Origin of the sequence: Streptomyces sp. NPDC006879, from assembly GCF_042869595.1 — a bacterium.
Classification (GTDB): domain Bacteria; phylum Actinomycetota; class Actinomycetes; order Streptomycetales; family Streptomycetaceae; genus Streptomyces.
Genome location: NZ_JBIAGC010000039.1, coordinates 12,272 through 24,430, shown reverse-complemented (window position 1 = coordinate 24,430; position 12,159 = coordinate 12,272). Strand labels below are relative to the sequence as shown.

Sequence of the window (12,159 nt, the reverse complement as noted above, 5' to 3'; positions counted from 1 at the left end):
GCGGGCCTTGACGGTTCGGCTCTTCGGTGGGCCTCAGCCGAGGAGCCCACTCAGGCCGGTCGGCAGATGGGTCTCCTCGATTGTCCGTCCGCCGCCGACGTACATGTGGACGCCGCAGGGCAGACAGGGGTCGAAGCTGCGCACCGCACGCATGATGTCGATGCCCTTGAAGTGCTCGGGGTCGTTCTCTTCGAAGATGGGGGTGTTCTGCACCGCGTCCTCGTAGGGGCCCGGGGTGCCGTAGCTGTCGCGCACGCTGGCGTTCCAGGGGGTGGGCGGGTACGGATGGTAGTTGGCGATCTTGCCGTCGCGGATGACCATGTGGTGGGAGAGGACCCCGCGCACCGCCTCGGTGAAGCCGCAGCCGATGGACTCGTCCGGTACGTCGAACTTCTCCCAGGTCTGGGTGTGCCCGGCACGGATCTCGGCCATGGCCTGTTCGGCGAAGTGCAGCGCGGCGGCAGCCGCGTAGGCCTGGAAGTAGGTCCGGGAGCGGTTGCGCTCGATGGCGTTGCTCCACTGGGGGATGTTCCACTCCAGGGCCATCTCGGGCTTGGTCATGGTCTGCGGCAGGTTGATCTGGACGCTGTGCCCGGTGGCCTTGATGTAGCCGATGTCGACCAGTCCGGACAGCGCGGTGGACCACAGACGGGCGATGGGTCCGCCGCCGGTGTCCAGGGCCAGGTAGTCGGTGCCGTCGAACCAGCGTGGGGACATCACCCAGCTGTACTTGTCATCGAAGTCGCGCTTTTGCGGAGCGGGGATGGTGTGTTGGTTCCACGGGTGGCGGGCGTCCACGGGGTTGCCCAGGGGGTCGTGCTCGACGAACTTGTCCTGGCCCGCCCAGTCCTCGTAGTAGGAGCTGCCCAGGAGGATCCGGATGCCGAGGTTGATGTCGACGAGGCTGTTGGTGACGAGTCGGCCGTCGACCACGACGCCGGGAGTGACGAACATCCGCCGGCCCCAGTTCTCCATGTGGCCGTACTGGAAGTCACAGTGTTCCGGGTCGTTGAGTGCGCCCCAGCAGCCGAGCAACACCCGTCTTTGACCGACCTGTTCGTAGCCCGGAAGAGCCTCGTAGAAGAAGTCGAACAGGTCGTCGTGGAGCGGCACCACGCGCTTCATGAACTCCACGTAGCGCATCAGGCGGGTCAGGTAGTCGGTGAAGAGTTGGATGGTCGGTACGGTGCCGACGCCTCCCGGGTACAGCGTGGACGGGTGGACGTGCCGCCCTTCCATCAGGCAGAACATCTCCCGGGTGTACCGACTGACCTGTAGCGCCTCGCGGTAGAACTCGCCTTCGAGCGGGTTGAGGGAGCGCATGATGTCGGCGATGGTGCGGTACCCGTGGTCGGCGGCGTGCGGCGCCTCGGTGTGCTCGGCGAGTTCGAGGACACCGGGATTGGTCTCGCGGACCATCTTCTCGCAGTAGTCCACACCGACCAGGTTCTCCTGGAAGATGTTGTGGTCGAACATGTACTCGGCCGCCTCGCCGAGGTTCATGATCCACTCACCGAGGTGTGGTGGGGCGACGCCGTAGGCCATGTTCTGTGCGTACACCGAACAGGTCGCGTGGTTGTCGCCGCAGATGCCGCAGATCCGGCTGGTGATGAAATGGGCGTCACGCGGATCCTTGCCACGCATGAAGATGCTGTAGCCACGGAAGACGGAGGACGTGCTGTAGCACTCCGCCACCCGCTTCTGCTTGAAGTCGATCTTCGTGTGGATGCCCAGGCTGCCCACGATCCTGGTGATGGGGTCCCAGGACATTTCCGTGAGGCCGTTGCCGTCCCGGGGCTGCTTGGTCGTCGGCGCCATCGCGTACGCCACCTTCCTGGCCGTGCTGATGCCGTGCTGGGGTACTGGGATGTCGACGTGGCCGTGGGTTCACCACGGCGGGCGGTAGCCGGTGAGGAGTTCCTCCCCCTTGGTCCGCCACTTGGGCTCCTTGTCGACCGTCCGCTCGGTGATGTGCCGTAGTCCACGCACCACCCGGCCGTACGCACTGCTCGCGGCGGCCGATACGTGACCGCCCGGGGGCTCGTCCATGAAGGGCATGAACTTGTCCGGGAATCCGGGCATGGTGCAGGCGATGCAGATGCCGCCCACGTTGGGGCATCCACCCACTCCGTTGATCCAACCGCGTTTGGGGACGTTGCACTTGACAACGGGGCCCCAGCAGCCGAGCTTGACCAAGCACTGCGGGGAGCCGTACTCGCGGGCGAACTGCCCCTGCTCGTAGTAGCCGGCGCGGTCGCATCCCTCGTGGACGGTCGCGCCGAAGAGCCAGGTGGGGCGCAGTTCCTCGTCGAGGGGAATCATCGGAGCGGAGCCGGCCGCCTGGTAGAGGAGGTAGAGCAGGGTTTCGGAGGCGTTGTCCGGGTGGACCGGGCAACCCGGGATGCAGACGATCGGGATGCCGGCTTTCGACTTCCACTCCCAGCCGAGGTAGTCCGGTACGCCCATCGCTCCGGTCGGGTTGCCCTCCATGGCGTGGATGCCGCCGTAGGTGGCGCAGGTACCGATGGCGACCACGGCGAGCGCCTTGGGAGCGAGGCGGTCCAGCCATTCACTGGTAGTGATCGGCTGCCCCGTCTCCGGGTCGTCGCCGAAGCCGCACCAGTACCCCTCGTCCTTGATCGCTTCGTTGGGTATGGACCCCTCCACGACGAGGACGAAGGGTTCCAGCTCACCGCGGTCCGCCTTGAAGAACCAGTCAACGAAGTTGTCGGCCCCCTGTACGGGGCCGCACTCGAAGTCGATCAGCGGCCAGTGCACGGCGACCTTGGGCAACCCGGGAAGGGCGCCGAGGGCGAGCTCCTCGATGCTCGGCTGGGTGGCCGCGGTGAGCGACACCGAGTCGCCGTCGCAGCTCAGCCCCGCGTTGATCCAGAGGATGTGCACCGTCGGCTCCTCCGACGCGTCCTCGGATGGCGCCGGAGGTTCGGCGAAGTCCTTCGTTGCGGTCTCCATGAGCCCTCCTGAGGTCGGAGCGCGCAAACGTCTCTCACACTTACGGAGTACCAACCCCGGGCCCCGCGCACTAAGTGCGAAGCGGCCTTAGGGAGCCGCGGACGCTAGTGGCGCCGTCGACGGGCCCACCGGTCGGGGGGTGGCCCGCCGCAGGAGTTCTGGGTCACGGTCGCGGACCGTTCAGGGAGTCCCATCAGCGGAAAGAGTCCGCCAAAGGTGCATTACCTCTGGTTGGTCGCAGTGGTTCGGGTATGGATGTGCTGTGATCACAGTCGGCGTCGAGGAAGAGTACCTGTTGGTTGACCCGGCCACGGGATTGCCCGTGCCCCGCGTGGAGGAGCTGCGGACCGCTGCCGGGCTGGAACCGATCGTGGACACCGCGGAGGTACAGGCTGAGCTACTCCAGGCGCAGATCGAGGTCGCCACACCCGTCTGTCACGACCTCCACGAGGTGGGCGGACATCTGCTGCGGATGAGACACGCCCTGGGCTCGGCCGCGGAACGCATCGGCTGCCGGATCGCCATGTCCGCCGCCGCCCCGCTCAGGGGCGCCCTTCCCGTCCCCGTCACGCCCAGCCCGCGTTACCTGCAGATGCAGACGCACGCACCTCAGCTCGTCGACGAACAGCTGATCAACGGAATGCACGTGCACGTGGGCGTCCCCGACCGGGAGGCAGGCGTCGCGGTGTTGAACCGCATCCGGGTGTGGCTGCCCACCCTCCTTGCCATGTCGGCGAACTCCCCGCTGTGGGACGGCGGGGACACCGGGTTCGCGAGCTGGCGCACCATCGTCTTCAGTCGCTGGCCGGTCAGCGGCCCCCCACCGTGCTTCGCCGACCTCACGGACTACGAGAACAGGATCAAGGCACTGAGCTCCTCGGGCACGATCGTCGACCCCGGGCAACTCTATTGGCAGGCCCGTCTCTCCGAGCGCTACCCCACGGTGGAGGTACGCTGCCCCGACGTCCAGCTCCGCGCCGACGAGGCGGTCCTGTTCGCCGGAGTCATCCGCGCGCTGGTGGCCACCGCCATCCACGAGACCTCCTCGGGTACTCCGCTACCGGTCTGCCCGCCCGAGCTGCTCCAGGCGGCGAACTGGCACGCGGCGCGTTACGGCTTGGACGGCCCGCTGGTGGACCCCGAGGGCGCGCTGCGCAGCCCGGGCGACCTCATGCGCACCCTGCTGCACCATCTGGCGCCCGCCCTCGACGAAAGCGGGGACACCCGCGAAGTGGGCTCCTTGGTGCAACGACTCCTCCAAGAGGGCACCGGGGCGGACCGGCAGCGCCGAGCCCGTGCGGCGGGCGGGGTCCCCGCCCTGATCGACCTGATCACCCTGCACGGCGCCGCGACCTAGGGCCGTCACTGAGGCACTGGAGGGCGGCGCGAAGAACATCCTGCTCAATCTTCGGGCCGTCAGCACGGCCGACAGCGCCGGGATCGGCGAGCTCGTCTCGCTCTCCACGACCACCGCCAACCGAGGCGGGAAGCTCAAGCTGGTCGACCTTCCCCCGAAGATCCACGAACTCCTGCAGACCAACCAGCTCATCTCGGTCTTCGACGTCTTCGACGACGAGCAGGAGGCTCTGGCCAGCTTCTGATCCGGGCCGACCGGCGAAGCCACTCCGGCAAGCACCGGCGCCACGGCCCGCACCTCCTCGCCCTGGCCGACGAGAACGGGCGGCTGACTTGGATACCAGCCGCCCGGGCCCGGCCGTACCCAGCTGCGTGCCGCCGGTCTCGGCTGCGCGGCCTGGTCGACGACACCCTCGACCCCGTGATCGTCGCCGGCCAGCTCAGGAACTGGCGGGTCCTCACCAAACTCCGCACCGACCCCGCCCGCGCCACACAGCTCCTGCGCGCCCTACTCGTCCCGACGAGCATCGAAGTCAACCGCTGGCAGATGTTCTTCGCCGTGGGCTCGCGCCCGCAACCAGCACCAGTGACCGGAGCACCGGTCACACCAATGTACTGGCCTGCGTCTTCGAAGTGGCGGAGGTCCACTGCGCCCGTACGCGGCGGGCCGCCCTCAGGCGAGCAGGTTCACCACCCGGGTGAACACACCGGGCAGGCGGACGGCCAGCGGCACGATGCGGGACTCAAGGACCCGCTGGCGACGCGCCCACAGCAGTGAGGTCGTCACGGCCCGGTAGCTGCGGGACAACTCCCGCCAGGCCCGCTCATAGGCTTGTGGCCGGCCCGCACACACGCAGCGGACGAGTTCTCCGGCTGCGTGCACGGCCAGGGTCAGGCCTTCTCCGGTGAGCGCGTCCACGTAGCCGGCCGCATCTCCCACCAGCAACACCCGCCCCGCGACCCGTGACCTGGCACGCTGGTGCAGCGGGCCAGCACCGCGCACCGGGCTGGCCACGGCGCCGGACAGTCTGGCCGCCAACAGCGGGAAGCCGAGGAGCTGTTCTTCGAAGGGCGCGCGCACCGTGGTCAGTAGGGCCACCCCCACCTGGTCGTCGGCCAGCGGAGTCACGTACGCCTCGGCACGCGCCGACCAGTGGACCTCGACGAAACCGCTCCAGGGAGCGATCCGGTAATGGCGGCGCAGTCCGTAGCGTGCCTGCCGCCCGGGCACGGGCGGCGCCGCAAGACCGAGCCGGCGGCGCAGGGGCGAGTGCAGACCGTCCGCAGCCACGAGGTATCGGGCGGCAAGACCGGCTGCCCGCACGCAGTCCGCGCCCTGGCGTACGTCCTCGACGCGGGAAGGCAGCACTTGCACGCCCAATGCCGCGGCGCGCGCGGCGAGGGCGCCGTGCAACACCGTCCTGCGCACCCCGAGCCCCGGGCCACGGCGGAAGAGTCCGTCGGCAGCGGGCCCGCCGGACGCGTCGAGGTAGCGGATGCCGTGGAAGGGGCGACCCGCTGCCGCTGCTCCGAGCTGCTCCAACCCCGCCACCGCCGCCGGCATCAGTCCCTCGCCGCAGGCCTTGTCGATGGGGGCGGCGCGAGGTTCCACGACGACCACCTCCAGGCCGGCCAGCGCACCCCGGATCGCGGTGGCCAGGCCCGCCGGTCCGCCGCCGGCGACCAGCAAGTCGATCACGAGCGGGCACCGGCGACAACGGCCGGACCGCCCCCGACCGGATCGAGGGCGGCGTCCTCGCAGCGGATCCGGACCACCAACAGCCAGGCGTTGAGGACGCCGAAGGAGATCGCGGTCATCCAGGCCGTGTGGACCAGGGGAAGTGCCAGCCCCTCAGCGACGACGGCAACGTAGTTGGGGTGGCGCACCAGGCGATACGGGCCGCCGGTGACGAGCGGCAGCCCGGGCACGACCAGGACGCGGGTGTTCCAGCGTGTCCCCAGGACCGCGATGCACCACCACCGCAGCCCCTGCGCGACGAGCACCACCGCCAGGGCGGTCCAGCCCAGTAGGGGGATGAAGGGCCTTCCCAGCGCCCACGGTTCAACGGCGCACCCCACCAGGAGGGCGGTGTGCAGGGCGACCATGGCGGGATAGTGTCCGCGGCCATACTCAAGGGCGCCGCGCGCCATGCTCCGGACGGCGTTGCGCCGGGCGAGGACCAGCTCCGCGCCTCTCTCAAGCGTGACCAGGGCGAGGAGTCCGAGGTAGAACCAGTGGGCGTGCACGCAGGGTTCACCTCACCAGCACAGCAGGACGAGTTCCGAGGCGAAGCCCGGACCGAAGCCGATCATCAGCCCGACCGAACCGGGTGCCGGCGGCGTTGTGCTCTGGACGTCCCGCAGGATGTGCAGGACCGAGGCCGAGGAGAGGTTCCCGGCGGCTGCCAGGGAGCGCCGGCTCGGCGCGAAGGCGGCGTCGGGAAGCCCCAGCGCCTGCGTCAGGACATCGAGGATCCGAGGCCCGCCGGGGTGGCAGATCCAGGCCGTCACATCGGAGGGCTTGAGGTCGTGGTCGGCCAGGAAGGACTCGACCTCCTCGGCGACATGGAGTCGCACCAGTTCGGGGACTTCGCTGTCGAGGACCATCCGGAAGCCCCATTCCCCCACGTCCCAGCCGAGCAGGTGGCCGGTGCCCGGGTAGAGCCGGCTCCGGGTGGCGATCACCTGGCAGCCTGGGTCCGCGTAGCGCGGATGGTCCCGGCCGACCGCGAGCAGCGCTCCTCCTCCGTCGCCGAACAGAGCTCCGGCCACCAGGTTCCCGGTGGAGAGGTCACCCAGCTGGAGAGTCAACGAGCACAACTCGACGGAGAGCAACATCCCCACCTGCTGCGGATGGCCGCTCAAATAGTCGTGGAGATGAGCCAGGCCCGCTACCCCGCCCGCGCACCCGAGCCCGAACAGCGGTAGCCGCTTGACATCCCGGCGCAGCCCCGTCTCCGCGGCCAGGCGGGCTTCCAGGGACGGGGTGGCGACCCCGGTGATTGTGGTGGAGAGCACGAAGTCAGTCTCTCCTGGGTCGAGTTGCGCCTCGGCAAGGGCCTGGGTGAGGGCCTGGGAGCCGAGCTCAGCCGCCGTTTGCAGGTAGTGCTGGTTGGTCTCACCGAAACTGCCCTGACGTCCGTAGCGCTCCAGGGGTAGCGCCAGGTGCCGGTGCTCGACGCGCACCGACCCGTGGACCCGACGCAAGAGGCCGGCGTCGTAGCCGGGTGGCAGCGCATGGACCAGGGTCTCGGTGATCTCCCGCTGGTGGTAGCGGTGGGGCGGGAACACCGCACTCACGGCCAGAAGACGCGTCATTGGGACAACATAGGCAGTAGACCGACATCAAATGAGGAATCCGGCTTACCGGGCGTGCCGCCATGGTCCGTACGCCGCCGTCTCCGGACCAGCCCCGGGCCCCGCCCGACGAGTGCGGGCGGCGAAAGCCCCGCCGGTCGCCGCGCGCTGATCCACCGCGGACTGCGGGAGCACCCTTAGCCTTACGGCGTGCCGACCACCACCGGCGAAGCCAGCCGTCCGTGCCCACCGACGGCGCCCCCGGGTGCGGCGCGCGCCGTCCGGGGGCTGCTCAGTTCCTGTCACCCGCTCCCAGCCGGCGCCGTCACCGTCTTCAGCGTGCTCCTGTCGATCACCATCGGCCCGGGACTGGCCGCGGGCGCGGTCACAGTCGGCGCAGTGGCCGCCGGGCAACTCTCGGTCGGCTGGTGCAACGACCGGGCCGACCTGACGCGGGACCGGGTGACGGACCGCCGGGACAAGCCCCTGGTGACCGGCGCGGTCAGGCCCGAGGTGGTCACCGCCGCCGCCCTCACCGCCCTCGTGGTCTGTGCAACGCTGTCCCTGCTGTGCGGGCCGCCAGCAGCAGCGGTCCACCTGGTGGGAGTGGCCGCGGCCTGGTGGTACAACCTGCATCTGAAACGCACCGCGTTGTCATGGCTGCCCTACGCGGTCGCCTTCGGGCTGTTGCCCGCCTTCGTCACCCTCAGTGGCACTCCGGCGGTATGGCCGCCACCATGGCTGATGGCGGCTGCCGCCTTGCTGGGCACCGGGGCGCACTTCGCCAACGTGCTGCCCGACCTCGAAGACGACGTCCGCACCGGCGTCCACGGCCTCGGCCAGCGTCTCGGAGCACGGCGCTGCGCGGGCCTGGCAGCCGCCCTGCTGCTCGCCTCCACCGTCGTCCTCGTCAGCGGTCCCCCCGGGCCTCCTACCCCCGCCGGCCGCGCGCTCCTGGCAGCCGCGAGCCTGCTCGCCCTCGCTGCGCCCTTGCTGCCCCGTGGGCGCCTGCCGTTCCTGGCCGCGATGGTCCTCGCGGGCGGCGATCTCGTACAGCTGCTCCTCGCCGGCTGAGCAGCCGCCGGGCCGGGGGACCGGTCTCAGGCGCGGCGGCGAGCGGTCAGCAGCAGGTACTCCCAGTCCATCGCCCCGTCCACGCGCATGTGGCGGTGCGCGAGGTCCGCCAGCTCCCGATCGAGGGCGGCCACCTTGGCGGGGTCGTCCGCGATCGCGCCGTAAACCGCGATGGTCGGTCCGTAACAGGCCTTGAAGTACTCGCGGAACGACTCCGGGGTGCGGAAACGGTCGACCGTCACGTTCTCGCGCCGCACCTCGACCTCGGTCACACCCTCACCGAGGAGGCTCCGCACATGCTCTTCTCGCCCCCATAGCGGAGGTGGTTGAACACCGGGTGGCGGTGCGGGCGCATAGGGCTTCATGGTGACGAACATCTGGCCGACGAACCCCTCCGGCGTCCAGTTGATCAAGCCGATGGTGCCCCCGGGACGACAGACCCGCAGCATCTCGTCAGCGGCTGCCCGGTGGTGGGGGGCGAACATGACGCCGACGCAGGACAACACGGTGTCGAACTCGCCGTCGCCGAAGGGCATGGCTTCGGCATCTGCCTCCCTCCACTCCACCTCGACCCCCTGCTCGTGGGCGAGTTGTCGTCCGACCTGGAGCAGCCCCGGGGTGAGATCGCTCGCCACCACGGAAGCGCCGGCCAGGGCGGCCGGAATCGCCGCGTTGCCCGAGCCGGCAGCCACATCCAGTACGCGCTCGCCGGTGACCACCCGACAGGCGCGAACCAGCAGCGCGCCCAGACCCGGAATGATCTGTGCGGCGACCGCAGGATAGTCACCCAACGCCCACATGTCCCTGTGCTTGGCTTTCAGGGCGAGGTCCGCGTCGGCCCCACCGCTCAGGTCACTCATCCCAGGACCTCCTCCCCTCCATCGTGAAGCCGAGGAAGTGAGGTGTCGACCTGGGCTCCGTGCACCGGCGGCACGCACACACGAGGCGGTGGGCCCGGACCCCAGGTCAGCCGTCCGCGAAACTCGACCGCAGGGGGGTTCCACCTTCGCCCACACCGGGTCCGTGGTCGTAGCGGACTTCGAGGCCGAGCATCTCCAGGAAGAGGGCCAGCTCTTCCGCGGTTGTTGCGTGGCCGGCCACGGTGAGTCGGGCCGCGCTTCGTTCTTCGGCGTCGTTCATGGACGTATCCGACCACGTTCGGGGCGTACCAGCAGCCCGGCGGATCACTCGCGCGCCGCGTGGCGCACCCGCTCCACCCCCGCGCGACGAGGGGGTATTTCTCAATCGGGTGAGTCCGCCCAGAGGGCTGACGAAAGCCGCCTGAAGTGCAACCATGATCGATGTTCAGCGGCACTGTCGATCAGCCGCGGGCAGCCTTCGTGCTGCGCCGGCGGCAACGGGGCTGAGGCAGCCCTGCTAGTGGAAGGTCGGGGAAGCCAGATGGACCATGCGCGGTTGAGGCCGCCCCAGGTCGGGGCGCGCACCCTTCACGGAGACCAGGTCCGGCTCTACTACAGCCGCAAGACCGCGGACATTCTCCACAAGTACGGTCCGGGGCCACGAGTCCACTTCCATGTGGGCCTGTTCGACCCAGCGATCAGGCTCAACACCACCGTCTCCCAACGGGTTCTCAAACAACGCATCGTCAACGCCCAGGAATCAATCGTGGACCATGCAGCCCGTAGTTGGGGGCTCTATGCCGATCCACCGGAGCAAATCCTCGATGTCGGCTGCGGGTTGGGCGGCGGAGCGCTGTACTGGGCACAGGAGCACGGCGCCAACGTCACCGCGATCACCGTGGCAGCCGAACACGTGCCCCTGATAGAGCACTTCGCCGCGCAGGCCGGAGTGTCGGACCGGGTCACAGCAGCTCTGAGTGACGTCGAGGACTTCCGTGACACACGCAAGTACGACGGCGCCTACGCCAACGAGAGCAGCGGCTACATGGACCGGCAGCAGTTCTTCCGCTCGGTCGCACGGGTGCTGAAACCAGGCGGGTGGTTAGGCATCCAGGAACACTTCATCTGCCGCCCGGAGTGGACCGCCTTCATCGACGGCTACTACCGCACCCGGCTGGGAACGCTCACCGAGTACCTCGAAGCGGCGACCGCGGCCGGCTTCGAGTTGGAGCAGGACGAGGACGTCACCGATCGGGTGGCGGAGTTCTGGGTTCAGTCGATGGCCTGGAACACAGCCGAGTTGGACCGTGTGGAAGCCGGCGGTGTCCCCTCGGCCTGGTCCCGAGAAAGGCTCAGGGAATCCACCGTCGCGCACAGCAAGCTCTTTCGGATCTGGCGTGATCACGCGGTGCAGACCCGACTGCTGCTCTTCCGCCTCGGAGGTGCGCGGTGACCGTTACTGTCCGCCCCTCCCGCATCGGACGCCCCCTGCCGGCGTTCTACTGTCCCTTCCCCGCAGATCTGATCCATCCGCAGGCCGCACCACTGGAAACCGAAGCGGTCCGGTGGCTCGACTCCTTCGGGATCTACCAGGACGCCACCGAACGTGCCTGGGGCCTGGCCACGCACAGCGCGGACTTCTCCTGCCGGATCATTCCGCGCGGCAGGCCTGCCGCCGTCCTTTTGTTCATCCAGTGGAACTACTGGGCGAACGCGGTCGACGACTGGCAGGACTCGGGTTCGACCGACGTCCGCACGGCTGCGGTGGTCGAACACGGTGCCCGCCTGCTGCGCAGCATCGAAGGCGCGGGGGCGGGTCTGCTGCCCCAGGGCCCGATGACGCGTTCCCTGGACGACCTCGTCGCGCGTACCCGGGCCCTGCTCACGCCCTTCGAGCTCCGGAGGTTCGCCGAAGGCACCCGTGACTGGCTGTTGGGGGCGGCTTGGCAGGCAGCGAACGCGGAGCACGGCGTACTGCCGACGCTCAACGAGTTCGCCGCGATGGGATCGCTGGCGAACGGCACCCGTTTCTCTCTCACCTGGTCGGACGTGGCCAACGAGGTACACCTGCCACCCGAAGTACGCTACGCCCCGCCGCTGCAAGCCCTCACCGATGCGGCCGGCTTCATCGTCAGCGCCGACAACGACCTGTTCTCCTACGACAAGGATGACCACCTCGATCCCTGGGAGGCCAACCTCGTCAACGTCCTGGCCCACGAGCGGGGATGCGCCCCGGCCGAGGCGGTGAGGTCGGCGGTGGCCCTGCGCGACAGGGTGATGTCCCTCTTCGTCGCCCTGCACACCCAGCTGGCCGACGGGGCCGACGCACAGCTAGCCCGCCACCTCGATGCACTGACCCACTACCTGGCCGGGTCCATCACGTGGCAGAGCAGGGCACCGCGGTATGCGAGTCCGCGCAACCGGCATGCGCTGCCGGTGGAGGGTGCGGCCTTCGAGGTGTGCCTCAGCTCCGAGCCCAGCGTCGTCGAGGAAGGCCCACCTGACCTGCCGGCAGTTGCCTGGTGGTGGGAGCAACTGCGGCGGTAGAGGACGCCATCGGTGTCGGGGCCCGCCGCGATGGCACCCCGACACCGATGGG

General features: G+C 69.2%; 11 protein-coding genes and 1 pseudogene. 5 read left to right on the top strand and 7 right to left on the bottom strand.

The window, feature by feature from the left end; genetic code table 11:
• Positions 1 to 33: 33 nt before the first annotated feature.
• On the bottom strand, positions 34 to 1,818 hold the full coding sequence (locus ACFYMC_RS23595; RefSeq protein ID WP_388528566.1) for a nickel-dependent hydrogenase large subunit: 1,785 nt from the start codon (positions 1,816 to 1,818) through the stop codon (positions 34 to 36).
• 69 nt (positions 1,819 to 1,887) lie between these two features.
• Positions 1,888 to 2,973, bottom strand: coding sequence for a hydrogenase expression protein HypE (locus ACFYMC_RS23590; protein ID WP_388528565.1), 1,086 nt, complete (start codon positions 2,971 to 2,973; stop codon positions 1,888 to 1,890).
• Positions 2,974 to 3,235: 262 nt separating this feature from the next.
• Between ACFYMC_RS23590 and ACFYMC_RS23585 the strand changes: the two genes are divergently transcribed.
• On the top strand, positions 3,236 to 4,330 hold the full coding sequence (locus ACFYMC_RS23585; protein WP_388528563.1) for a glutamate--cysteine ligase: 1,095 nt from the start codon (positions 3,236 to 3,238) through the stop codon (positions 4,328 to 4,330).
• Between the two features lie 13 nt (positions 4,331 to 4,343).
• Positions 4,344 to 4,574 (top strand): annotated as a pseudogene (locus ACFYMC_RS23580) (STAS domain-containing protein); the annotation flags it as partial.
• Positions 4,575 to 5,002: 428 nt separating this feature from the next.
• Here the strand turns inward: ACFYMC_RS23580 and ACFYMC_RS23575 are convergent.
• Genes ACFYMC_RS23575 through ACFYMC_RS23565 form a run of 3 tightly spaced genes read right to left on the bottom strand, consistent with a single transcriptional unit; the run spans position 5,003 to position 7,647 of the window.
• Positions 5,003 to 6,028 carry an NAD(P)/FAD-dependent oxidoreductase gene (locus tag ACFYMC_RS23575; protein WP_388528562.1) on the bottom strand — a complete coding sequence of 342 codons (1,026 nt, stop codon included), beginning with the start codon at positions 6,026 to 6,028 and terminating at the stop codon, positions 5,003 to 5,005.
• On the bottom strand, positions 6,025 to 6,576 hold the full coding sequence (locus tag ACFYMC_RS23570) for an isoprenylcysteine carboxyl methyltransferase family protein (protein ID WP_388528560.1): 552 nt from the start codon (positions 6,574 to 6,576) through the stop codon (positions 6,025 to 6,027). The genes ACFYMC_RS23575 and ACFYMC_RS23570 overlap by 4 nt, the downstream gene beginning before the upstream one ends.
• A gap of 12 nt (positions 6,577 to 6,588) precedes the next feature.
• Positions 6,589 to 7,647 (bottom strand): type III polyketide synthase, encoded by a 1,059-nt coding sequence (locus tag ACFYMC_RS23565; protein WP_388528558.1) that lies wholly within the window; start codon positions 7,645 to 7,647, stop codon positions 6,589 to 6,591.
• Between the two features lie 189 nt (positions 7,648 to 7,836).
• On the opposite strand from ACFYMC_RS23565, the gene ACFYMC_RS23560 reads away from it, so the two are divergent.
• Positions 7,837 to 8,700, top strand: coding sequence for a UbiA family prenyltransferase (locus ACFYMC_RS23560; protein ID WP_388528556.1), 864 nt, complete (start codon positions 7,837 to 7,839; stop codon positions 8,698 to 8,700).
• A gap of 26 nt (positions 8,701 to 8,726) precedes the next feature.
• On the opposite strand, the gene ACFYMC_RS23555 is transcribed toward ACFYMC_RS23560, so the two are convergent.
• Positions 8,727 to 9,560: a class I SAM-dependent methyltransferase gene (locus tag ACFYMC_RS23555; RefSeq protein WP_388528554.1), complete on the bottom strand. Its 834-nt coding sequence runs from the start codon at positions 9,558 to 9,560 to the stop codon at positions 8,727 to 8,729.
• A 106-nt stretch (positions 9,561 to 9,666) separates the two neighbouring features.
• A complete protein-coding gene (locus tag ACFYMC_RS23550) occupies positions 9,667 to 9,840 on the bottom strand; it encodes a hypothetical protein (RefSeq protein WP_388528553.1) in 174 nt (57 codons plus the stop codon).
• A gap of 276 nt (positions 9,841 to 10,116) precedes the next feature.
• On the opposite strand from ACFYMC_RS23550, the gene ACFYMC_RS23545 reads away from it, so the two are divergent.
• Positions 10,117 to 11,013, top strand: a complete 897-nt coding sequence (locus ACFYMC_RS23545) for a class I SAM-dependent methyltransferase (protein ID WP_388528551.1) — start codon at positions 10,117 to 10,119, stop codon at positions 11,011 to 11,013.
• A complete protein-coding gene (locus tag ACFYMC_RS23540; RefSeq protein ID WP_388528549.1) occupies positions 11,010 to 12,107 on the top strand; it encodes a terpene synthase family protein in 1,098 nt (365 codons plus the stop codon). The genes ACFYMC_RS23545 and ACFYMC_RS23540 overlap by 4 nt, the downstream gene beginning before the upstream one ends.
• The last annotated feature ends 52 nt before the right edge of the window (positions 12,108 to 12,159 follow it).